The sequence below is a fragment of the Actinocorallia herbida genome (assembly GCF_003751225.1).
Taxonomy (GTDB): Bacteria; Actinomycetota; Actinomycetes; order Streptosporangiales; family Streptosporangiaceae; genus Actinocorallia; species Actinocorallia herbida.
In genome coordinates this window covers 5,014,436-5,037,668 of record NZ_RJKE01000001.1, presented here as the reverse complement: position 1 = coordinate 5,037,668, position 23,233 = coordinate 5,014,436, and the positions used below count along the sequence as shown (strand labels likewise).

Below are 23,233 nucleotides of genomic sequence, written 5' to 3'. Positions count from 1 at the left end.
TTCCGGATGCCCTGCCCGGGGCCCTCGCCCCTACGTTGTCGACGGCGTCCCACCGGACCGGTCCGACGCGGCACGCGGGCTCCCCGCCGCGCCCGGACACTTCGTCAGCTCCCGACCCAGGAGGTCATGTTGAGCGCACAGCAACCCACCCGCAGGAACATCCTGAAGGCCGCCGGAGGGCTCTCCGCCGCGCTGGCCGTGGGCGCCGGAGGCGCCCTGGCCGGCGCCACGCCCGCCGCCGCGTCCGGCGACGGGTTCGGCCTGCGGATCGTGGACCGCAACGAGAGCGACCCCCGGATGTGGTACTACCGGTTCCAGACCGCGGAGATCGGCTGGAACCCCGGCGTCAACGTGCTCCTGCCGGACGACTACCACTGGAGCGGCCGCACCTACCCGGTCCTGTACCTCTTCCACGGCGGCGGCACCGACCAGGACTTCATCACCTTCGACCGCGCGGCCGAGGGCGGCATCCGCGCCTGGACCGCGGGCAAGCCCATCATCGTGGTCATGCCCGACGGCGGCCACGCGGGCTGGTACTCCAACCCGGTCAGCTCGAACGTCGGCCCGCGCAACTGGGAGACGTTCCACATGGGCCAGCTCCTGCCCTGGGTCGAAGCCAACTTCCGCACCTACGCCGAGTACGACGGCCGGGCCGTGTCGGGGTTCTCGATGGGCGGCTTCGGCGCGCTGAAGTACGCCGCCAAGTACTACGGCCACTTCGCCTCGGTCAGCGCCCACTCGGGGCCCGCGAGCCTGCGCCGCGACAACGGCATGGTCGTCCACTGGGCCAACGCCAGCTCCGCCGCCCTGGACCTGGGCGGCGGCACGGTCTACGGCGTGCCGCTCTGGGACCAGAACCGGGTGAACGCCGACAACCCGGTGCAGCGCATCGAGAGCTACCGCAACAAGCGGGTGTTCCTCGTCTCGGGCACCAGCCCCGACCCGCTCAACTGGTTCGACTTCGCCAACGAGACCCATGTCCTCGCCGGGCAGCGCGAGTTCCGCGGCCTTCTCGGCAACGCGGGCATCGCGCACGAATGGTACGAGGAGCCCTACGGCCACATCATCCGCCCGGAACTGATGCGGCGCGACATCGACGGCATCATCGGCCGCCTCCGCAAGGCGTGACCGGCGCACCGAGTTCCGCGCACCCGTCCCAGCCATCCCGAGACGACCAAGGAGAGGAGCGTCCCGTGCCGATCGGAACCTCCCGGCGCACCCTGACCTGTGTCCTCGCGGCGACAGCCGCCCTTCTGCCGGCACTGGTGGCCACGTCCCCGGCCGCCGCCTACTTCCCGGCGGCCTGCCCGGCCGTCGGAGCCGTGTCCCAGCACTTCCACAGCGGGCACAACGGCGTCGACATCGCGGCCGACTACGGAAGCCCGATCTACGCCGTCGGTGACGGCGTGGTGACCATCTCAGGATTCGAGCCCGGATACGGGCAGTGGATCCGGATCCAGCACCCGGACGGGACGATCTCCGAGTACGGCCACATGTACGACCGGTACGTCTTCGAAGGCGACCACGTGGTGGCCGGCCAGGAGATCGCCCCGGTGGGGTCCGAGGGGAACTCGTCAGGCCCCCATCTCCACCTGCGGATCTGGGATGACCCGTCCGCCTCGCACGGCATCGACCCCGAGCCCTACCTCGCCGAGCGCGGCGTGACCCTGCCCTGTGTCCCGGGCACAGGTCCGCAGCCCGCCCCGCTGGTGTATCCGGCGGAGTCGGGACGGGTCGTGTCGGCGCGGTCGGCGGACGGCCGTCTCGAGGTCTTCGCCGCCGGCGCCAACGGGGTCCACCACGCCTGGCAGGCCGAGGCGAACGGGGCCTGGTCGGCGTGGGAGTCGCTGGGCGGCCCGGGCGGCGCGGAGCTGGCGATCGGCCCGAACAAGGACGGCCGTCTCGAGCTGTTCGCGATCAACGGCAATGTCTTCCAGCACCGCTACCAGCTGTCCGCTTCGGGTGGCTGGTCGGGCTGGGAGGAGTTCGGCGGGGGCGGCAAGGACATCGCCGTCGGCGCGAACGCGGACGGCCGTCTCGAAGTGTTCGCGTCGGGCCCGGTCGGGGTCTTCCACAAGTACCAGTCGGCCCCCAACAGCGGCTGGTCGGAGTGGGAGTCGGCGGGCGGCGGCCCGGCGAACAGCCGGCTGGAGATGGAGAAGGCCCCGGACGGTCGTCTTGAGGTCTTCGCGCTGAACGGTGACGTCTTCCAGCACCTGTTCCAGACCGCGGTGAGTGGCGGCTGGTCGCAGTGGGAGGCGTTCGGCGGCGGTGGCCGTGATCTGACCGTCGACCACAACCAGGACGGACGCCTGGAGGTCTTCGCCTCCGGACCCGTCGGGGTGTTCCACAAGTACCAGAACAGCCCCACCACCTGGTCGGAGTGGGAGCCCACGGGAGGCCCCGCCGACTCTCAGCTCACCAGCGAACGCTCCGCCGACGGCCGGGTCGAGGTGTTCGCCATCAACGGCGGCGTCGCCCAGCACCTGTGGCAGACCGGGGTGAACGCCCCCTATGGCCAGTGGGAGTCCTTCGGCGGCGGAGGCACGGAGATCACCGCCGCGGTCAACCTGGACGGCCGCATCGAGGTCTTCGGCACCAGCGGCGCGGGTGTCTACCACAAGTGGCAGACGGGCTTCGCGTCCTGGTCCGAGTGGATCTGGCTCAACAACACCGCAGGCCCCCCGATCAATTGAGGAGACATCAGATGACAGGACCAGAGGTGAACCCCGTGCGGCGTTCCCGGAGAGCGCGCCGCGTCATGCTGTCGGCGCTGGCCTCGCTCGCGCTCGCCGCGGGGGCCGTCGTCGGCGCCTCGCCGGCGTACGCCGCGGGGAGCGACCTGTGCGCCGAGACCGGCTACAACGCGGGCTTCCGCGGCGACGGCCTGGTGACCGCCATCGCCGTCGCGCTCGCGGAGTCCAGCTGCAACCCCTCCGCGACCAACACCTACAACAACACACCCCCCTCGAGCGACCGCGGCCTGTGGCAGATCAACGACCACTGGCACCCTGAGGTCGACGACGCCTGCGCCTATGACGCCCAGTGCAACGCGAACGCGGCCTTCGAGATCTCCTCCGGCGGCACGAACTGGCAGCCCTGGTCGACCTACAACGCCGGCCTGCACTGGCAGCACATGGACGAGGCGCAGGCCGCGGTGGACCGGCTCGGCCACCACGAGCCGGGACCCGCCCCGCTGGTGTATCCGGCGGAGTCGGGACGGGTCGTGTCGGCGCGGGGCGCGGACGGCCGTCTCGAGGTCTTCGCCGCCGGCGCCGACGGGGTGCACCACGCCTGGCAGACGAGCGTCAACGGCGGCTGGTCGGCGTGGGAGTCGCTGGGCGGCCCGGGCGGCGCGGAGCTGGCGATCGGCCCGAACAAGGACGGCCGTCTCGAGCTGTTCGCGATCAACGGGAACGTCTTCCAGCACCGCTACCAGCTCTCGCCGTCGGCCGGATGGTCGGGCTGGGAGGAGTTCGGCGGGGGCGGCAAGGACATCGCCGTCGGCGCGAACGCCGATGGCCGTCTCGAGGTCTTCGCGTCCGGGCCGGTCGGGGTGTTCCACAAGTACCAGGTCGCGCCGAACAGCGGCTGGTCGGAGTGGGAGTCGGCGGGCGGCGGCCCGGCGAACAGCCGGCTGGAGATGGAGAAGGCCTCCGACGGTCGTCTTGAGGTCTTCGCGCTGAACGGTGACGTCTTCCAGCACCTGTTCCAGACCGCGGTGAGCGGTGGCTGGTCGGCGTGGGAGGCGTTCGGTGGAGGCGGGCATGATCTGACCGTCGACCACAACCAGGACGGACGCCTGGAGGTCTTCGCCTCCGGACCCGTCGGGGTGTTCCACAAGTACCAGAACAGCCCGACGACCTGGTCGGAGTGGGAGCCCACGGGAGGTCCCGCCGATTCCCAGCTCAGCAGCGAGCGGTCGCCCGATGGCCGGGTCGAGGTGTTCGCCATCAACGGCAGCGTGGCGCAGCACCTGTGGCAGACCGGGGTGAACGCCCCGTACGGCCAGTGGGGATCCTTCGGCGGCGGAGGCACGGAGGTCACGGCGGCGACGAACGCCGACGGCCGCATCGAGGTCTTCGGCACCAGCGGCGCGGGCGTCTACCACAAGTGGCAGACGGGCTTCGCGTCCTGGGCCGAGTGGGCCTGGCTCAACACCACCTCGGGTCCCGCGGTCAACTGACCCGTCGATCCGTCATCACCCAGCGGCCGGCCGACCCCGTACGGGACGGCCGGCCGCACCCCCACCCCCCACCCCCACCCTGGAGAGACCCATGCTTCCGATCAGCCGACGGAACCTGCTGCGCGGCGCCGCCGCGGCGGGCGCGCTCCCGCTCCTGGGCGCCGGGCGCGCCTCGGCCGCGGACGTCCCGCCCCACCGGTGGGTCGGCGCGGGCCCCTTCACCTACGTCCATGACCCGTCCACCTTCGCCGGGCCCCGCTACCTCAACGACCACACGCTCGTCCGGGCCCAGGACCGCTGGCACCTGTTCGGCATCGTCGGCAGGAGCGCGCCGCGCGGCGAGGCGCCGGACAGCGCGGCGGAGATCGCCTTCACGCACGCCTCCGCCCCGGCGCCGACCGGGCCGTGGACCGCGCACGCCGACGCCCTCACCGTCGACCCGTCCTACGGCGAGGAGCACCTGTGGGCGCCGCACGTCATCGAGGCGGGCGGCACCTACTGGATGTTCTACGCCGCGGGCGGCGAGACCGGCGCCGCGATCGACCTCGCCACGTCCACCGATCTGCTCACCTGGACCAGGGAGCCGTCCGGCCCGCTGTTCCGGGGCATCGCCGCACGGGATCCGATGGTGGTCCGGATCGGCGGCGAGTGGATCATGTACTACACCGAGCTGTCGGAACCGGGCGGCCACCACATCGTCGCCTACCGCCGCTCCGCCGACCTGCTGCACTGGAGCGGGCCCGCGACCGCGTTCACCGACGCGAGCACCGACTCGACGGTCTCGGTGACCGAGTCCCCGTTCGTCGTCGAACGGGACGGCTGGTACTACCTGTTCATCGGCCCGCGGGGCGGCTACGAGGGCACCGACGTGCTGGCGTCGCGCGACCCGTTCCACTTCGACCTCGACGGGTACGCCGGACATGTGCCCGGCCATGCCGTCGAGGTGGTGGCCGACGGCGCGGACTGGTACGTGAGCGCCACGGGCTGGTTCCGGCAGGGGCTGTACGTCGCGAACCTGGAGTGGCTCGACGCACCGGTGCCGTGGCAGAGCCCCGACAACCCGGTGGCCTGTCTCGACGCCGCCGGCCGGCTCACCGTGTTCGCGCTCGACGCGGGGGACCGGTCGATGCTGCGCCGCGTCCAACTCGACCCGAACGCCGACACCTGGTCGGCGTGGGAGGTCTTCGGTGGTCCCGCCGGGGCGGTCCCCACGCTCGGCCGGAACACGAACGGCACTCTTGAGGTGTTCTCGCTCGCCCCGGGTGGCGCCAACCTGCACCACCGGGTGCAGCGGCCGGACGGAGGCTGGCACGGGTGGGAGGAGTTCGGCGGCCCGGCCGGCGCGGCCCCCGCCGTCGCCCGGGACGCGACCGGCCGGCTGGAGGTCCTCGCGCCGAGTCCCGGCGGCGCCTCCGTCGCCCGCAGGCGCCAGGCCGCGCCGGGGTCGCTCACCTGGGAACCCTGGGAGCCGGGATTCTTCGGCGCCGCGGGCGCGCCCCCCGTCGTCGCGGCCAACGCGGACGGCAGGCTGGAGGCGTTCGTCCTCGCGCCGGGCGGTGCCGCGATCCAGCACCGCTGGCAGGAAGCGCCGGGCGGGCCGTGGACCGCCGCGTGGCACCCGTTCGGGACCGCGGCGGGCGCCGCGCCGCGGGTGGCGCGGGACGGCAGCGGCCGGCTCACCGTCGCCGCGATCGGGCCGTCCGGGGTGGGGACGTTCCATCGTCGGCAGTCCGTGCCCAGCGGCGGCTGGGACGGCTGGCTGCCGCTCTTCGGCTGGAGCGCCGCCGCCCCGGCTCTCGTCGGCAACGCCGACGGCCGCCTGGAGGCCCTGTCCCTCGCGCCCGGCGGGGCACGGCTCGATCACCGCTGGCAGCTCGCCCCGGGCGGCGGCTGGGGCGCCGCCGCGGAGTTCGGGGAGCCCGGCATCCGCCTCGCCGCCACACCCGCGGCCGCGCTCGACGCCACCGGACGGATCCAGGTCTTCGCCGTCACCGCGGAGGGCAGGATCCGCCGGCGGGTCCAGGTCTCGCCGAGCAGCGGGTGGGGGCCGTGGACGGCCTTCGGCGACCGTCCGATCGCGCCGGTCGTGGCGGGCCGTCCCGCCCTCTGAGCAGGGGCCGGATCCCGCCGTCCGGCAAGGGCCGAGCCCGCCGATCACCCCCTTTTCCGACGGCTGCTATCGTTCCGCCCGTCCGCCACTCCAAGAGACGTGGTACCGGGGGAGCCGTGAGCGGTGTAGTCGTCCATCTTCCACGCGGCGCAGACGGCGCGGAACCGGTGACATTGCGGCTGGGCCCCGGCGAGGTCGCGCGCTTCGGGCGCGGTTCCGCCAGGACCCCGGTCGAACTCCGCCTGGACGACGACGCGGTGTCGCGGCTCGCGGGCGAGATCCGGGTGACCGACGACCACTGGCAGCTGACGAACCACAGCACCAGCCACAGCTACCTGGTGGAGAACCCGGAGGGGGCGGGCGAGTACCTGCGGGTTCCGCCGCGCCGGGTCGGCGCGCCCATCCCGTTCGAGTTCTCACGCGTGGTGCTGCCCACCCGCGCCCAGGTGCCCGTCGCCTTCCAGGTGTTCGCGCCCGACCATGTCTACCTGGATCCGGACGCCATGGGCGTGCCGTGGGGGAGCCGCACCGTCACGGCGTACTCCCTCGACGAGACGGCCACGTACTTCCTCGTCCTGGTCGCCCTGTGCGAGCCGCGGTTGCGCGACCAGTCGCGCGTCGCGGTGCCCACCACGCCCCAGATCGCGGAGCGGCTCAACGGGCAGACCACCTCCGGCGCCCTGACGACGCGGGCGATCAGCTCTCACATCGACTACCTCGCCGAGCAGAAGCTGCGCATCGGCCCACCGGACCCGCACGACCCCGGAAAGGGTGACCGCCGCAACGGCAAGCGCGAGGAGATCGTCGGGCTCGCGCTGCGCTTCGGGCTCGTCCGGGAGGAGCACCTCGCGCTCCTGCCGGCACCGGCGCGGTGACCCCGCTCCGCCGTCGGCGCTGACCGGCCTTCATACCATCCCCGTCGCCTTTCGCCGGGCACCTCTTGCCGGTGCCCGGCCTCGTGATCAAACTCAGATAGACAGTCATGTCTTTTTGTTGATAAGACTGCATCATGCCTGCCATCACGGTTCAGGGTGCGGTTCTCGGGGCGGGGATCTCGGGTGCGGCCGGTGCCACGGAAGAGTCCGTGGACCTCCTGCCGAGGGGCCACCGCGTGGGGAAGTGGACGGTCGGCGAACCGATCGGGGTCGGCGGCTGGTCCACGGTCTACGCGGCCCGCCCGTCCGGTCGCGCCGGAGGACCGGATCTGCCCGCCGAGGTCGCCCTCAAGATCATGCCGACCGCCGGACTCGCGCCCCGCCAGGCCCGCCGGATCGTCGAGTCCGCGCACCGCGAGGTCGAGCTCGGCCGCAGAACGGGGCACCCGCGCCTCATCGGCCTCATCGAGTCGTTCGTCCTCGGCGCGCCGGACCGCCCGGCGCTGGACGGTGCGATCGTCCTCGTGATGGAACGGGCCGCGGGCAGCCTGCGCGAGCTCCTCGACGCCGGGGTGCCCGAGGCGGACCGCGGCCGGCTGATCGAGGGCATCTGCGCGGGGCTCGCCCATCTCCACCGCGCCGGCTGGGTGCACGCCGACCTCAAACCCGAGAACGTCCTGCTCGGCCGGGACGGCTCGGTGAAGCTCTCGGACTTCGGCCTCGCCGCGGAACTGACCGGCACGCACGGCTACGCGCCGCCCCTCGGCACCCTCGACTACCTACCGCCGGAGCGCTGGAAGGCCCCGCTGGGCGCGCAGGGCGTGCAGGTCCGGCCGAGCGCCGACATCTGGGCGCTGGGCGTCGTCATCCACGAGGTGTTCGCCTCCGGCACCTCGCCCTTCGCCGGCGCCACGCCCCTGGCGCGCGGCGCCGCCGTCCAGGAGTACGGCGAAGGCCGTGCCCCGCTGCGCATGGACCATGCCGTCCCGCCGTTCTGGCGCCAACTCGCCGCGGACTGCCTGGCCCCGACGCACGAGGCACGCGCCGGGCACACGGCCGACAGCCTGCTCGGCCGCATCGCCGCCGCGCGGCGGACACCGCGCCGCAGGCGCATCCGACCGCGCGGCCGAGCCCGCGCGGCCCTGCTCGCCGTCGCCCTGTGCGCCACCGCGGGCGCGGCCCTCTCCGGCGGGACCCCCCGCGACGACCCCGCCCGGCCCACCGGCGACCTCACCGTCTTCAACGCCGACCGAACCTGCCGGAGCCGCCCCGCCCGAGAACCGCAGTGCAGCCTGGGACTGGCCATCGACCCGATGGCCCCCTACACCCCCGCCAACGTCGTCCCGATCCGCGTCTGGCACGGCGACCCCCTCACCGCGGAATGCCGGCTCCCCCACGGCCTCCCCATCGTCGACGAGGACGGCCACCGCTCCACCCAATGGTTCCGCGTCCACCTCCCCACCGGCTCAACGCCCCCCACCGCCTGGCTCCCCGCCGTCCGCACCAGAACCCACCCTTCGCTCCCCGACTGCCCGCACCCCTCCCCCTGACCCCGACCCCGTACCGTCCGACATGCCCACGCGTCAGAACCCGGCCGGGGGAGGGTTCCGGAGGGGCCGCGGCCGGGTGGGGAGTTCGATCGGCTGGTGCGGGAGGGACGGACGGCGCGTGGACCACATCCCCCGGCGGGCGTTCGTCGGCCTGCCCGACGGCGGCGCGTTCGCCGCCGCGCCCGACCTCCTCTACAACTACGACGCCCGCACCATCGGGCCCCTCGAATTCCTCCTGGAACCCCTGATCACCGCCCCCTCCTGACGGGGCCGCGGGCCCGCCCCGGCGCCGTGCGGGCGCCGGGGCGGACGGACCGCCGCGGGTGCCGGGGAGGGTCAGGCACCGTGGCTCCGGCGGCGGCCCAGGAGGGTCGACAGGGTGACGGCGCCGGCCAGCGCGAGGCCGTTGAAGAGCTGCTGGATCCAGGAGGCGGCGCCGATGAACTGGAAGCCGCTGACGGCGAAGGCCACGAAGTAGACGGCCAGGACGGTGCCGGGGACGTTGAACCTGCCGGGGCTGAAGGCGCTGCTGCCGAGGAAGGCGGCGGCGAGGGCGGGGAGGAGGATTCCGCCGAGTGAGTTCTGGGGGTCGCCGGACCCGGCCTGGCCGGTCTGGAGGACGCCCGCGAGGCCCGAGACGACGCCCGCGGTGACGAAGGCGGCGACGGTGATCCAGCGGACGCGCAGGCCGGCGAGGCGGGCGGCCCGCTCGTTGGACCCGGTCGCGCCGAGGTGGCGGCCCCAGGGGGTGTGGCCGAGGACGTACCAGAGGACGAGCGCCACCGGCAGCAGCCACAGCACTCCCTTGGGGATGCCGAGCCAGTTGCCGGAGCCCGACGAGATCAGGCCGGGTGAGATGTTCCCGGAGATCGTGTCGCCGCCGGTGTACCAGAGGACGAGGCCCTGCAGGACGGTGGCCATCGCGAGGGTGACGATGAACGAGCTGACGCCGAGGTGGGCGACGACGACGCCGTTGACCAGCCCGACCAGCGCCCCGACAGCGAGCGCCGCCGCGACCGCGACGGCCAGGTGCCGGTGCCCGTGGGACATGACGGCGGCAGTGACGATCGAGCAGGTGCCCATGATGGCGCCGACGGACAGGTCGAACTGCCCGGAGATGAGCGGGATGATCGAGGCCAGCGCGACGAGCCCGAGGACGGCCTGGGTGCCGAGGATGATGCGCAGGTTGTTGGGACTGGCGAACGGTTCGGAGACGAGCCCGAACACCACCATGACGACGACGAAGAGGCCGAGCAGTCCGAACCGCTCGATCTGCCAGGCGAAGGACGAGGTCCGGACGCGCGGGCCCCGGCCGGGCCGGGCGGTGTCCTCCCCGGTGGGCGCGGCGGGCGCCGGGGGCGAGGCCTGACTGCTCATCTGCGCGACTCCTTGGTGAAGAGGGGGTGGTACGGCGGGTGCGGAGGGTGGAGGGGCGGGTGGTGCGCCCCTCCACCCGGGCGGGGGAGGGTCAGCGCCGCGACCGGCGGGTCAGGAGACGCCCCACACCTTCTTGTAGGCGGAGACGAAGTCGACGGGGTTCACCCACGGGCCGGACGCCGGGAGGTTGTGGTCCTCGTCGACGAGCTGGAAGCCGATGCCCTGGTCGACGGCGGCGGATCCGGGCTCGGCGAACTCCCGGTTGAGGGCGTCCACGGCGGCCCAGCCGGCCCACTCGGAGTTGAGCACCACGCAGGCCCGCTGCGGGCCGCCGGACCGGATCTGCTCGATGTTGTCGGGCAGGCACTCGCCGCCGATCGCCGCGATGCCCTGACGGCCGGTGGAGTTGATCGAGGCGTTGAGGAACTGCTGGAAGACGCCGTCGGCGTAGGCGTGGATCGCGTTGGCGTCGGGGTGCCGCTGGAGCACGGTGCTGAAGGCGGCCCCGGCCCGGTTGGCGGCGAGGTCGGCGAGCGAGATCTCGTGGTGGTCGACGATCTCGCACTCGGCGCACTGGGCCTCGAGCGCCTGGGTGAACCCTTGGTCGGTGAGCTCGGTCATGAGGAAGCCGGGGACCCACAGAGTGACGGCCTTGGCCTTGCCGCCGGTCTTCTCGATGACCCAGGGCGCGCGGGCCGCGCCCCAGCCCCGGATCGTGTCGCCGACGGTCTCGTAGCCGTGGTACTTCACGAAGGTGGAGAAGACTCCGGGGCCGGTCTTGTCGGCCGGGTCGTCGCAGTCGAAGGCGTAGAGCCCGACGAGCGCGATGTCGGCGGCCTTGGCCTGGGTGTAGGGGCCGACCACGCCGGCGCAGTCGATGGCCTGGGTGAGGATGCCGTCGGCCCCCGCGGCGATGGCCTGGGTGATGCCCTGCCCGAACCTCGTGGGGTTGCGCTCGCCGTCGAAGACCGTGACGTCCCAGCCGATCGCCTTGCCCGCGGCCTCCATCGCGTTGACGGGGGTGGCGCAGGCCGTCGAGGCCTGGCCGCAGGAGATGATCCAGACCTTCTTGCCCGGCTGGGCCTTGGGCCCTGAGGTCGGCGGGGCGGTGGAGGTGCCCTGGTAGAGGGCTTCCAGCGCCTCGGCGCTGGTCCCCCACTCACTTCCCGGCACGGGGCCGGCGGCCGCCGGGGCCGGCGGCTCTTCGCCGTTCGCGGAGCAGCCGGCGACGAGCAGGGCGAGGACCGCCGAGACCGCCAGCGCGCCGCGCCGCAGCGCGGTTCTTTCAGAGGGACGACCCATCATGACCTCCGTGGTGCTGGGACGGATGAAGAGAGCCCCCGCGCTCTGTACTGATCGGTCAGTACCTGAGTACCGACTGATCGGTACGGTAAGTGGCCGATCGGTATCGGTCAATGGTTCATTGCGCGGGTGTTACGCGAATGATTTATGGAGAATTCACGATCTCTATGGAGAATTTCCTTTCGGGCATGCCGATGTCCCCGCCCTCTCCTTCGAGGGAGAACGGGGACTCGTGCGCTTTCAGGCCCGCGCGGACCCGGCGGTCAGCGGGCGGTCCACCCGCCGTCGACGGCGAGGATCTGCCCGGTCATGAAGGAGCTCGCGTCGCTGGCCAGCAGGAGCATCGCGCCGTCCAGCTCGTCGGAGCGGCCGACCCGGCCCATCGGGGTGTTGCGCCGCACCCAGGAGCCGCCCTTCTCGTCGGCGAAGAAGTCCTCGGTGACCTCGCTGGGGAACCAGCCCGGCGCGATCGCGTTGACCCGGACGCCGGTGCTCGCCCACTGGCAGCCCAGCTCCCGCGTCAGGTTCACCACGCCGCCCTTCGCCGCGCAGTAGGACGCCTGCGAGGACGGCGCGGCGGCGACCATGCCGAGGATCGAGGCGATGTTGACGATGCTGCCCTGCCCCGCCTCGATCATCGAACGGCCGAACAGGGTCGCCAGCGCGAACGTCGCGGTGAGGTTCAGCGTGAGGGTGCGCTCGAAGTCCTCGACCGTCTCCTCGAGGGCGGGCTTGCCCTCGCCGTGCCCGGCGTTGTTCACGAGCAGGTCGACGGCCCCCTGGTAGGAGCGTGCCGCGTCGTGCAGCTCCTGCCGGGCGTCGGCGTCGGTGACGTCGCAGGTGATCGGGACGATGCCGTCGACCCGGTCGGCCAGGGCGTCCAGCCGCTCGCGGCGGCGGGCCGCGGCGAACACGGTCGCGCCGCAGCCGGCGAGCAGTTCGGCGAACCGCATGCCCAGGCCGCTGGACGCGCCGGTGACGACCGCGACCCTTCCGGCCAGGTTCGCGGTCAGGGTTCCGGGTGCGGTCATCGCGGGTCCTCCGTGATCGGTGTGTTCTTCGGCGTGGCCCTCGCGGGGAGGGACGGGCGGCGGCTCACGTCCACCGTTCGATCAGCGTGGCGTTGGCCATGCCGCCGCCTTCGCACATGGTCAGCAGGCCGTACCGGCCGCCGCTGCGCTCCAGCTCGCCCAGCAGGGTCGCCGTCAGCTTGGTGCCGGACGCGCCCAGGGGGTGGCCGAGGGCGATGCCGCCGCCGTTGACGTTGACCCGGTCGAGGTCGGCGCCGAGCTCGCGCTGCCAGGCCAGGACGACGGGCGCGAACGCCTCGTTCACCTCGAACCGGTCGATGTCGCCGAGGACCAGCCCCGCGCGGGCGAGGAGCCTGCGGGTGGCGGGGATCGGCGCCGTCAGCATCAGGACGGGGTCGGCTGCGGCCAGCACGCCGTGCGCGACGACGGCCCGGGGGCGCAGCCCGAGCGACAGGCAGCGCTCCTCGCTCATCACCAGGACCGCCGAGGCCCCGTCGGTGATCTGGGAGCTGTTGCCCGCGGTCACCCGGCCTTCGGGAAGGAACGCCGGCTTGAGCGCCGCGAGCCGCTCGGCCGTGGTCTCGCGGATGCCCTCGTCCTCCGTCGCCATCGCGTCCTCGACGACGACCGCGCCGGTCTCGCGGTTCCGGCGGCGCACCTGGACCGGCACGATCTCGTCGGCGAAGCGGCCTGCGTCCCGGGCGGCGGCGGCCAGGACCTGGCTGCGCAGCCCGAACGCGTCGAGCTCCTCGCGCGTCAGGCCCCACCGCTCGGCGACGAGTTCCGCCGAGACGCCCTGCGGGACGAGCCCGGTCTCGCCGAAGGACTCGCGGCCGGCGTAGCGGGCGTGCACGGCGTCGCCGTACGGGTCGGCGCCCGCGGCGTTGGAGAACATCGGGACCGTGCTCATGCACTCCACGCCGGCCGCGACGACCACGTCGTAGGCTCCCGCGACCACGCCCTGGGCGGCGAAGTGCAGGGCCTGCTGGGAGGAGCCGCACTGGCGGTCCACGGTCGTCGCGGGAACCGACTCGGGCCAGCCCGCGGCCAGGACCGCCGATCTGCCGATGTTGGTCGACTGGGCGCCCACCTGGGTGACGCAGCCCATGATCACGTCGTCGATGAGTGCGGGGTCGAGGCCGGTGCGGCTTTCGAGCGCGCGCAGCGTCTCGGCGGCCAGTTCGGCGGGGTGCCAGCCCGACAGTCGCCCGCCGCGCCGCCCTCCGGCGGTCCGCACGGCGTCGACGATCACAGCTCGGGTCAATGCAGCTCCTCGGGGGAAGGAGGTCCGGCCCAGATCGGCCCGGACCCGTTGACGCCTACCGAAGAGTGGTTCTACTGTACTGATCAGTCGGTACGCAAGTGACCTGGAGCACTCCGCGCCCGGCTCCACGTTCGGAAGGGGTGAGGTCGATGAGCGGCCATGACCAGGCGGAATTCGCCCTGATCGCCGACGACCTGTCGAAGACCTACGCGGGCCAGAAGGCCCTGGACGGGGTCGGCCTGCGCGTGCGGCGGGGCACCGTCCACGCCCTCATCGGCGGCAACGGGTCGGGGAAGTCGACGACCGTCAAGATCCTTGCCGGGGTCCTGCACGCCGATCCCGGGGGCAGCGTCGTCATCGACGGCCGCCGCCAGGACGCGCACCGCCTCGGCCCCGCCGACGCCAAGGCCATGGGCCTGCACATCGTCCACCAGGACATCGGGATCTTCCCCGACCTGAGCATCGCCGAGAACCTGGCCATCGGCCGCGGATTCGAGCTCGCCCCGGGCGGCCGCATCCGGTGGCGGCGACTGCGCGAGCGGGCCCGGCGCGTCCTGGACAGGTTCGACCTCGACGTCGACCCCGCGCTGCCCATCGGCGACCTGCGCCCGGCCGAGCAGATGGTCGTCGCGATCGCCCGCGCCCTGCAGGACCAGGAGGGCGCCCACTCCGGTGTCCTCATCCTCGACGAGCCGACCGCGGCCCTGTCCGCGTCGGAGGTCGACCTGCTCCTGAAGAGCCTGCGCCGCTACGCCGAGCGCGGCCAGTCGATCCTGTTCATCAGCCACCGCCTCGACGAGATCTGCGCGGTGAGCGACGAGGTGACCGTGCTGCGCGACGGGCGGCGCGTCGCCACCGTCGAGAACGACGGCCTCGCTCCCGCCGACCTCGCCCGGTTGATCATGGGCGCGGAGGTCCCTGAGGCCGCCCCGCGCCTCCGGTCCGCCTCCGGCCGGGCCCGTCTGGAGGTGCGCGGCCTGTCCACCGGAGGGCTGCGCGACGTCTCCTTCGACGTCGCCGCCGGGGAGATCGTCGGCATCGCGGGGCTGCTGGGCTCGGGACGGTCCCGCGTGCTGCGCGCCCTGTTCGGCCTGGAGCGCGGCTCGGGCACGATCACCCTCGACGGGGAGCCCGGCCGCTTCGCCGGCCCGGCCGAGGCCCTGGGCCGGGGCGTCGGCTACGTACCGGAGAACCGGGTCGAGGACGCCCTGTTCGCCGAGCAGTCCGTGTCGCACAACCTGTCGGTCACCGACGTCGGCCGGTACTGGGGCCGGGGGCGGCTGCGGCACCGGGCCGAGCGCGCCGACGCGGTGGCCTCCATCGCCGAGTTCGGCGTCGTCGCGCCAGGGCCGGACGCGCCCGTCACCGCGCTCTCCGGCGGCAACCAGCAGAAGGTCGTCATCGCCCGCAGCCTGCGCCGCGCCCCTCGGCTCCTGCTCCTCGACGAGCCCTCCCAGGGCGTCGACGTGGGAGCCCGTCTCGACCTCCACCGCATCATCCGCGACGCCGCCGAGGGCGGCACGTCGGCCCTGGTCGTGAGCTCCGACTTCACCGAACTGGCCGACCTGTGCGACCGGGTGCTCGTCCTCGTGGACGGCCGGATCGAGACCGTGCTCCAGGGGCCGGGCATCGATCCCTCCGCGCTCGCCCACCTCGTCTACGGACCGGCGGGAGTCTCCGCGTGATCCACCCCATGCGCCCGGCACGATTGGGAGAACCATCTATCATGAGGCCAGTCGACCCAGAGAACGGCGGTTATGGTGCTGCGAGAGACATCGCAGAAAGAGCGAATTCTGCACGCTGCGGCGGAACTGTTCGCCCGGCATGGCTACCACGGGGTGGGCATGTCGCAGCTGGAGAAGGCGGTCGGTCTGCAACGCGGCGCCCTCTACCACCACATCGGCAACAAAGAGGCGCTGCTCTACGAGATCAGCGTCTCCCAGTTGAGGGTGATGGTCGAGTCCGCACAGAAGATCTCGGCCGCGTTCTCCGACGAGGAGGAGCGCATCCGGGCGCTGGCGCGGGCCATCCTGCGGAACATCGCCGAGCACCGGCTGGAATGGACGGTGCACTACCGCGATTTCAACGCGCTCACCGGCGAAAGGCTGCGGGACGTCCTGGACCTGCGCGCGCAGTACGAGCGGGCCTGGCTGGACGCCTTCCACACCGGCACCGCCAAGGGGCTGTTCCGGTCCATGGCCGACGACGTGGCCTTCAAGGGCATCCTGGGCATGTTCAACTACTCGTACGTGTGGATGGACCAGAGCGGCAGGGTCTCCACCGACACGATCGCGGACATGTTCTGCGACATCATCCTCTCCGGCATCCGGCCTCCGCAGGCGGTGGGCGGCTCCTCCGCCTGATCCGCGACGCGGTCCGGCCCGGCGCCCTCGAAGGGCGGGCCGTCCGGTGAAGCGCGCGCTCTTCGACGACGATCACGAGGCCTTCCGCGAGACCGTCGCGGCCTACCTGGACCGCGAGATGGTCCCGCACGCCGAGCGGTGGGCGCGCGAAGGCGTCATCGACCGCGCGGCGATGACGGCCGCGGGCCGCGCCGGCCTGCTCGGCTTCGCCGCCCCCGCCGAGTACGGCGGCGGCGGGGTCGCCGACTTCCGCTACAACCTCGTCATCACCGAGGAGATCCAGCGGCGCGGCCTGGCCGGCGCGGGCATGGCGATCACCCTGCACAACGACGTCGCCCTGCCCTACCTGCTGGACCTGGCCGACGCCGCCCAGCTCGGCAGGTGGCTGCCCGGGGTCTGCTCCGGCGACCTGATCTGCGCGCTCGCGCTGACCGAGCCGGGCGCGGGCAGCGACCTCGCCTCCCTCACCACCACCGCGATCCGCGACGGCGACCACTACCTCGTCAACGGCGCCAAGACCTTCATCACCAACGGGCTCAACGGCGATCTCGTCATCACCGCGGTGAAGACCGACCCGTCCCGCAGGCACGACGGCGTCAGCCTGCTGGTGCTGGAGCGCGGCATGCCGGGCTTCGAGCGGGGCCGCAAGCTCGCCAAGATCGGCCAGCACGCCCAGGACACCGCGGAACTGCACTTCACCGACGTGCGGGTGCCGGTCGCCAACCTCCTGGGTGAGGAGGGCCGCGGGTTCACGTACATGATGGCCAACCTCGCCCAGGAGCGGCTGTCGATCGCGATGACGGCGATCGCCGCCTGCGAGGCCGCCTTCGGCTGGACGCTGGCCTACGTGAAGGAGCGGTCCGCCTTCGGCAAGCCGATCGCGGACTTCCAGCACACCCGGTTCGTGCTGGCGGAACTGGCCACCGAGCTGGAGATAGGGCAGACGTTCGTGGACCGGCTCGTGCTCGAGCTCAATGCGGGCACGCTGACCGCCGAGCGCGCGGCCAAGGCGAAGTGGTGGTGCACGGAACTGCAGAAGCGGCTCGTCGACCAGTGCCTGCAATTGCACGGCGGATACGGCTACATGCTCGAATACCCTATTGCGCGCGCCTATCAGGACGCCCGGATCACCACGATTTACGGCGGGACCACCGAGATCATGAAAGAGATCATCGGCACATCGCTGGTCCGCGGCGGCGCGGCCGGCCGAGACGCAGAGAAGACCGCGCGATGACCCCGATCGCGCTTCCTCACGACCACCCCTGGAGTGCGCAATGAGCATGCCCGCAGCCGTGCGGTTCTGGGCCGTCTGGCGGCCCGACGGAATCGCGCTCCGATGCGGCGAGGAGAGCTGGACCTGGCGCGAGCTCGACCGGGCCACCAACGAGATCGCCGAAGGCCTGGCCCGTGCGGGCATCACCGCAGGGGAGCGCGTCGGAATCTTCTCCGACAACCGCCCGGAATGGTGCCAGACGGCGATCGCCGCCGGGAAGATCCGCGCGGTGGCCGTTCCGCTGAACGTGCGGATGACGGCGGCGGAACTGCGCTTCACGCTGGAGCACTCCGGATGCCGTCTCCTCGTCGTCGACGACGCCCACGCCGAGCGCGCGGCGACCGCGGCCGAGGGCCTTCCGGACCTGACCGTCGTCACGGTGGGCGAAGTCCGGGAGGGGTTCCGCCCGTTCGCGGACCTGGTGGCGGCCGGCGCCCCGGACCCCGAACAGGTGCCGGGGGAGGAGGAGATCGCCTACCTCTGCTTCACCTCCGGCACCACCGGACGCCCCAAGGCCGCCATGATCACGCACGGGAACGTGTCGGCCCTGGCGATGAAGAACGGCCTCGCCGACGGGCTCACCTGGGACGACCGGTCCTACCTGCCGACCTCCCTGTCGTTCACCGGGAGCGTCCTCACCGTCTGGGCGCCGATCGCGCACGCGGGCGGCACCCTCGTGCTGGCCCCCCAGTTCGACCCCGTCGAGACCGTCGAAAGGCTCAGTACGGACATCACCGTGTTCTACGGCCCGGTGCCGCTCTGGGCGGCCATGGCCGAGGTCCCCGGCATCGACGACCGCGACTTCGGCGGGCTGCGCCTCGCCCGCGCCGGCGCGGGCCCCGTGCCGCCCGGCCAGCTGAGGGCCTGGCAGGCGCGCGGGATCACCCTCGGCCAGGGATACGGCTGCACCGAGTCCAGCGGCTCGGGCATCATGCTGCCGCCCGCGGACGCCATCACCCGGAGCGGCTCCATCGGACGTCCGCTGATGGGCACCCGGGTCAGGATCGTCGCCGACGACGGCCGGGACTGCGAGACCGACGAGGTGGGCGAACTGCTCATCCGCGGCCCCGAGGTGATGGCCGGGTACTGGCGCGACGAGGCCGAGACCCGCAGGGCCCTGGCCGGCGGCTGGCTGCACACCGGCGACCTGGCCGCCCGCGACGCCGACGGCTACCTGCGCATCGTCGACCGCAAGAAGGACATGTTCGTCTCCGGAGGGCTCAACGTCTACCCCGCCGAGGTCGAACGCGTCATCGGCGGCATCCCCGGCGTCGCCGCGGCCGCGGTCGTGGCCCGCCCCGACCCGCGCTGGGGCGAGGTCGGCGTCGCGTTCGTCGACGCGGACCCCGACCGGATCACCGCCGAGGACGTGCTCGCCGCCGTCCGCGCCGAGCTGTCGGACTACAAGGTCCCGCGCGCCGTCGTGGTGGAACGTGACACCCTGCCCCGGACCATGTCCGGAAAGGTGATCAAACCCGCCCTGCGGGAACGCGCCCTGGCCGACCCCGCGGCCCGTTCCTGAACCTCCCTCCACCCGCTTCTCGAGGAGATCACGTGGAATCCTTCATCCAGTTCCGCAAGGGGACCACCCCGCGCCATGTCCACCGGGACCTCGACGGGCTCAAGGACGACGAGCTCGGCCGGATGGGCTTCGTGGGCCGTCAGGCGCAGCTCTACCGGCGCAACGACCCCACCGCCTACCGGTACGAGGGGCCGATCCGCCCGACCGACGCCCTGGTCGGCGACCTGGAGCCCACCGACCTGACGGACCCCGAAGGCGCCCCGGTGCCGTTGCTGTCCAACGCCGACGTCCGCTTCCTGCTGAGCCGCCGCAGCGCCCCCATGCCGTTCTTCGCGCGCAACGTCTCCGGCGACGAACTGTTCTTCGTGCACCGCGGCACCGGCGTGTTCCAGACCGAGTTCGGCGCCATCCCCTACGAGCCCGGTGACTGGGTCCTGCTGCCCAAGGCCGTCACCTACCGTCAGATCCCCGACGCCGACAGCACCGCCGGCGCGTTCCTCATCGTCGAGACCAGGGACGAGCTGACCGTCCCCAAACCGGGCGTCCTCGGTCGGCACTTCCCGTTCGACCCGTCCACGGTCTTCGTGCCGGAGCCGGAGGTCCTGACCGACGGCGGCCCCGAGTGGCGTGTGCGGCTGACCTCCGGCGAGCAGACCGGCTGGCTGGTCTACGACCACAACCCGTGCGACGTCGAGGGCTGGAAGGGCGACTACTTCCCCTTCAAGCTCAACATCCGCGACTACAACCCGATCACCTCGGAATCGATCCACCTGCCCCCGACCGTCCACCTGTTCCTGCAGGCCGAGGGCGTCGTCGTGCTGAACTTCCTGCCGCGCGGCGCCGAGATGAGGCCCGGCGCCGAGCGGATGCCCTGGTACCACCGCAACGTCGACTACGACGAGGTCGCCCTGTTCCACGGCGGCTCGCTCTTCGGCATCGACATGCCGCCCGGCCTGATCAGCCACGCCCCGCAGGGCATCCACCACGGTCCCCCGGAGCGGGCCCGCGAGCGCGCCCGCCGCAAGTTCCCCGACTACGACCGCATCGAGTGGGAGGTCATGTCGATCGACGTGCGCCGCCCCCTCACCGTCCACCCCGCCTTCTCCCACGCCGCCGGAGGCCCCGCGTGACTTCAGTGCCCTACCAGCGCACCCCCTTCATCGTCGTCTTCCCCGACTCCTCTTCGGCCCGCGACACCTACGGAGGCGGCGGCGCGAACGTCGTCCTGGAGGCCCAGCTCCTGAAGCCCGAGACCGAGTCGGACACCGTCGTGGTGTTCATGCACCCGATCGGCGGCGGCGCCTACCTCCCGATCACCCCCGCCCTGGCGCGGGCGGGGCACCACGTCATCTACTGCAACAGCCGCTACCGCGGCGTCGACTCGGCGCTCATCATGGAGAAGGTCGTCGAGGACCTCGGCGCCTGCGTCGCGCACGCCAAGAAGGAACTCGGCTACCGCAACGTGGTCCTCGCGGGCTGGAGCGGCGGCGGTTCCCTGTCGGTCTTCTACCAGCAGCAGGCCGAGAAGCCGACCATCACCGCCACCCCCGCCGGGGACCTCCCCGACCTGACGGCCCTCGGCCTCACCCCGGCCGACGGGCTGATGCTGCTGGCCGCCCACGTCTCCCGCCACGGCACCCTCACCGAGTGGATCGACCCCTCCATCCTGGATGAGGCCGACCCGTCCAAGCGGGACCGGGAACTCGACCTCTACGACCCGGAGAACCCCAACCAGCCGCCGTACACCGAGGAGTTCCTCCAGCGGTACCGGGAGGCGCAGATCGCCCGCAACCGCAGGATCACCGCCTGGGTCAAGGCCGAGCTCGCCGCGCTCCGGGAGGCCGGGCGGCCGCTGGACGAGCACGCGTTCGTCGTCCACGGCACGATGGCCGACCCGCGCTGGCTCGATCCGGCCGTCGACCCCAACGACCGCGAGCCCGGCACCTGCTACCTCGGCGACCCGCAGGTGGTGAACAACAGCACCGTCGGGCTCGCCCGCTACACCAGCCTGCGCAGCTGGCTGTCGCAGTGGAGCTACGACGACGCCCGCGGCGACGCGCCGAAGGCCGCCGCCGACGTCACCGTGCCGGTCCTGGTCATCGGCAACTCCGCCGACGACGCCTGCACCCCCAGCCACACCCGCCGCCTCTTCGACGGGTTCACCCAGGCCGACAAGACCTTCCACGAGGTCGCCGGCGCCACCCACTACTACCTCGGCCCGGACCAGCGGCCGCAGCTCAGGGAAGCCGTCTCGGTGATCGGCCGGTGGCTCGCCGAACGCGGCTGGGCGCCCGAGAGCACGGCCTGATCCGTCCGTCATCCCGGTGGACGCCCCTCGGCGTCCACCGGGCGGCGGGACCCCCGCAGAAAGGAACCCCATGAGCCGAGCCACCGCCGCCGCGTTCTTCGCGGCGATCGAGTCCGGGGACATCGACGCCGTGCGCGCGCTGTACGCCCCCGACGCGGTCATCTGGCACAACGACGACCTCGTCGAGCAGACCGTCGAGGAGAACCTCATGGTGCTCGGCGGGCTCCAGCGGATCGCCCGGCACCTCCGCTACGAGATCCTCCGCCAGGCCGACACCGGTGACGGCGTCCTCCAGCAGCACATCCTGCACGTGGGCCTTCCGGACGGACGGGACTTCGGGCTCAACGTCGCCATCTACGTGCAGGTCAAGGACGGCCGCGTCACCCGGATCGAGGAGTACCTGGACTCCGCCCAGCGCGCCCACATCAGCCGCTTCCGCGAGGCCCTCGCCGACTGAGCGCCGCGCCGCCCGCCCTCCCACCCTAGCGAAGAAAGGCCGATCCGTGCTGCTGGCCGACATCGTCGAACGGAACGCGCGTTCCTTCCCCGACCGCCAGGCCCTCTGGTTCGACGAAGACACCACCCGGTCCTGGGCCGCGCTCGCGCGCCGGACCCACCGCCTGGCGAACGCGATCCGCGGCCTGACCGCGCCCGGCGAGCGGGTCGCGATCCTCGCCGAGAACTGCCCCGAGTACTACGAGTGCTACTACGGCGTCCCGGACTCCGGGCGCGTCCTGACCCTGCTGAACTACCGGCTGCACCCCGAGGAACTCCTCTGGATCCTCAACGACGCCGAGGCGACCGTGCTCATCGCCCAGTCGTCCTACGCGGCGGTCCTCCAGGACCTGCGCGCGGAGCTGCCCTTCCTGCGCGAGATCGTGACGGTGGGGCCCGAGGTGACCGGGACGTCCTCGTACGAGGCACTGCTCGGCGCGGCGAGCGACGGGAGGTCGCCCGAGGCGGACGGCGACGACCCCGCGTGGATCGTCTACACCAGCGGCACCACCGGACGTCCGAAGGGGGCGATGCTCAGCCATCGCAACCTCCTCACCGCCGTCGTGCAGTCGGTGGTCCACTACGCGCCGGGCCCGCGGGCGCGGTTCCTCAACGCCTTCCCGCTGTGCCATGTGTCCGGGTACATGGCGATCACCCACCAGTTCCGCGGCGGGACCGTCCTGCAGCAGGGCCCGTGGCGGCCGGACGCGTGGCTGCGGACCGTGGAGGAGCAGGGCGTCACCAGCGCGGGCATGGCCCCGTCGATGATGGCCGACGTCCTGGACGATCCCGCGATCGGCCACCGCGACGTGTCCTCCCTCGCCGCCCTCGGCTACGGGTCGGCCGGGATGCCCGTCGGCACGCTGCGGCGCGCCGTCGACAGGTTCGGGCCGATCATCTTCACCGGGTTCGGCATGACCGAGACGGCCGGGAACGTCCTGGCGCTGGACCGCGAGACCCACGCGCGCGCCGCCCGGGGCGACGACTTCCTGCTGGAGTCGGCGGGCGCGGCGATGTGCATGTCCGAGGCGAGAATCGTGGACGAGGACGGCGCCGAGGTCCCGAACGGCACGGTCGGCGAGCTCGTCGTGCGCGGCGACCAGACCACCCTCGGCTACCTCGGCCGCCCCGAGGCCACCGCGGCGGCGTACGCCGACGGCTGGCTCCACACCGGCGACCTCGCCCGCAAGGACGACGAGGGCTTCTTCTACATCGTCGACCGCAAGAAGGACATGATCATCACCGGCGGCGAGAACGTGTACTCGACCGAGGTCGAGCACACCCTGGCCCGCCACCCCGCCGTGGCCGAGTCCGCCGTCTTCGGCGTTCCCGACCTCCACTGGGGCGAGGCCGTCGCCGCCGCCGTCGTCCTCCGCCCCGGCCACCATCCCACCGCCGACGACCTCATGGACTTCTGCCGCGCCCACATCGCCGGCTACAAACGCCCCCGCCACGTCTTCTTCACCGATGCCCTCCCGAAGACCGTCACCGGCAAGGCCATGAAGCACGAACTGAAGCGGTCCTTCGGCCGGTCCCTTCCGTAGGACCGCGCGGCGGCCGCACCGTCACGGGGCAAG

19 protein-coding genes are annotated in these 23,233 nt (G+C 72.5%); 15 read left to right on the top strand and 4 right to left on the bottom strand.

What is annotated here, in order from left to right:
* Positions 1-126 precede the first annotated feature (126 nt).
* From EDD29_RS23020 to EDD29_RS45590, 7 genes are all read left to right on the top strand, one after another.
* Complete coding sequence (locus EDD29_RS23020; protein ID WP_123666408.1) at positions 127-1,128, top strand: alpha/beta hydrolase; 1,002 nt, start codon at positions 127-129, stop codon at positions 1,126-1,128.
* Positions 1,129-1,193: 65 nt separating this feature from the next.
* Positions 1,194-2,696, top strand: coding sequence for a DUF8189 domain-containing protein (locus tag EDD29_RS23015; RefSeq protein ID WP_123666407.1), 1,503 nt, complete (start codon positions 1,194-1,196; stop codon positions 2,694-2,696).
* Positions 2,697-2,707: 11 nt separating this feature from the next.
* Positions 2,708-4,186 carry a DUF8189 domain-containing protein gene (locus EDD29_RS23010; RefSeq protein ID WP_211359847.1) on the top strand — a complete coding sequence of 493 codons (1,479 nt, stop codon included), beginning with the start codon at positions 2,708-2,710 and terminating at the stop codon, positions 4,184-4,186.
* A 91-nt stretch (positions 4,187-4,277) separates the two neighbouring features.
* Positions 4,278-6,296, top strand: coding sequence for a DUF8189 domain-containing protein (locus tag EDD29_RS23005; RefSeq protein WP_123666405.1), 2,019 nt, complete (start codon positions 4,278-4,280; stop codon positions 6,294-6,296).
* Positions 6,297-6,412: 116 nt separating this feature from the next.
* Positions 6,413-7,171: an FHA domain-containing protein gene (locus EDD29_RS23000; RefSeq protein WP_211359846.1), complete on the top strand. Its 759-nt coding sequence runs from the start codon at positions 6,413-6,415 to the stop codon at positions 7,169-7,171.
* 236 nt (positions 7,172-7,407) lie between these two features.
* Positions 7,408-8,721 carry a serine/threonine-protein kinase gene (locus EDD29_RS22995; protein WP_211359845.1) on the top strand — a complete coding sequence of 438 codons (1,314 nt, stop codon included), beginning with the start codon at positions 7,408-7,410 and terminating at the stop codon, positions 8,719-8,721.
* A gap of 118 nt (positions 8,722-8,839) precedes the next feature.
* On the top strand, positions 8,840-8,986 hold the full coding sequence (locus EDD29_RS45590) for a hypothetical protein (RefSeq protein ID WP_170201520.1): 147 nt from the start codon (positions 8,840-8,842) through the stop codon (positions 8,984-8,986).
* A 71-nt stretch (positions 8,987-9,057) separates the two neighbouring features.
* Here EDD29_RS45590 and EDD29_RS22990 read toward each other — a convergent pair whose 3' ends face one another.
* The 4 genes from EDD29_RS22990 to EDD29_RS22975 all read right to left on the bottom strand — a co-directional run bounded on the left by EDD29_RS22990 (position 9,058) and on the right by EDD29_RS22975 (position 13,695).
* Positions 9,058-10,098, bottom strand: a complete 1,041-nt coding sequence (locus EDD29_RS22990; RefSeq protein WP_123666402.1) for an ABC transporter permease — start codon at positions 10,096-10,098, stop codon at positions 9,058-9,060.
* 111 nt (positions 10,099-10,209) lie between these two features.
* Positions 10,210-11,400 carry a sugar ABC transporter substrate-binding protein gene (locus EDD29_RS22985; RefSeq protein ID WP_170201519.1) on the bottom strand — a complete coding sequence of 397 codons (1,191 nt, stop codon included), beginning with the start codon at positions 11,398-11,400 and terminating at the stop codon, positions 10,210-10,212.
* 263 nt (positions 11,401-11,663) lie between these two features.
* Positions 11,664-12,431, bottom strand: coding sequence for an SDR family NAD(P)-dependent oxidoreductase (locus tag EDD29_RS22980; RefSeq protein ID WP_123666400.1), 768 nt, complete (start codon positions 12,429-12,431; stop codon positions 11,664-11,666).
* A gap of 64 nt (positions 12,432-12,495) precedes the next feature.
* On the bottom strand, positions 12,496-13,695 hold the full coding sequence (locus EDD29_RS22975) for a thiolase family protein (RefSeq protein ID WP_123666399.1): 1,200 nt from the start codon (positions 13,693-13,695) through the stop codon (positions 12,496-12,498).
* A gap of 149 nt (positions 13,696-13,844) precedes the next feature.
* On the opposite strand from EDD29_RS22975, the gene EDD29_RS22970 reads away from it, so the two are divergent.
* The 8 genes from EDD29_RS22970 (at position 13,845) to EDD29_RS22935 (ending at position 23,200) form a co-directional block, all read left to right on the top strand.
* Positions 13,845-15,380 carry a sugar ABC transporter ATP-binding protein gene (locus EDD29_RS22970; protein WP_123666398.1) on the top strand — a complete coding sequence of 512 codons (1,536 nt, stop codon included), beginning with the start codon at positions 13,845-13,847 and terminating at the stop codon, positions 15,378-15,380.
* Positions 15,381-15,452: 72 nt separating this feature from the next.
* Complete coding sequence (locus tag EDD29_RS22965; RefSeq protein ID WP_123666397.1) at positions 15,453-16,058, top strand: TetR/AcrR family transcriptional regulator; 606 nt, start codon at positions 15,453-15,455, stop codon at positions 16,056-16,058.
* 46 nt (positions 16,059-16,104) lie between these two features.
* Entirely contained in the window at positions 16,105-17,292 is a 1,188-nt protein-coding gene (locus EDD29_RS22960; RefSeq protein ID WP_123666396.1) for an acyl-CoA dehydrogenase family protein, read from the top strand.
* Between the two features lie 40 nt (positions 17,293-17,332).
* Positions 17,333-18,853: a class I adenylate-forming enzyme family protein gene (locus EDD29_RS22955; RefSeq protein WP_123666395.1), complete on the top strand. Its 1,521-nt coding sequence runs from the start codon at positions 17,333-17,335 to the stop codon at positions 18,851-18,853.
* A gap of 32 nt (positions 18,854-18,885) precedes the next feature.
* Positions 18,886-19,983, top strand: a complete 1,098-nt coding sequence (locus EDD29_RS22950) for a homogentisate 1,2-dioxygenase (RefSeq protein ID WP_123666394.1) — start codon at positions 18,886-18,888, stop codon at positions 19,981-19,983.
* Entirely contained in the window at positions 19,980-21,161 is a 1,182-nt protein-coding gene (locus EDD29_RS22945; RefSeq protein ID WP_123666393.1) for an alpha/beta hydrolase, read from the top strand. Before EDD29_RS22950 ends, EDD29_RS22945 begins: the two co-directional genes overlap by 4 nt.
* 70 nt (positions 21,162-21,231) lie before the next feature.
* Entirely contained in the window at positions 21,232-21,618 is a 387-nt protein-coding gene (locus tag EDD29_RS22940; protein WP_123666392.1) for a nuclear transport factor 2 family protein, read from the top strand.
* Positions 21,619-21,664: 46 nt separating this feature from the next.
* Complete coding sequence (locus tag EDD29_RS22935; RefSeq protein ID WP_123666391.1) at positions 21,665-23,200, top strand: AMP-binding protein; 1,536 nt, start codon at positions 21,665-21,667, stop codon at positions 23,198-23,200.
* Positions 23,201-23,233 lie beyond the last annotated feature (33 nt).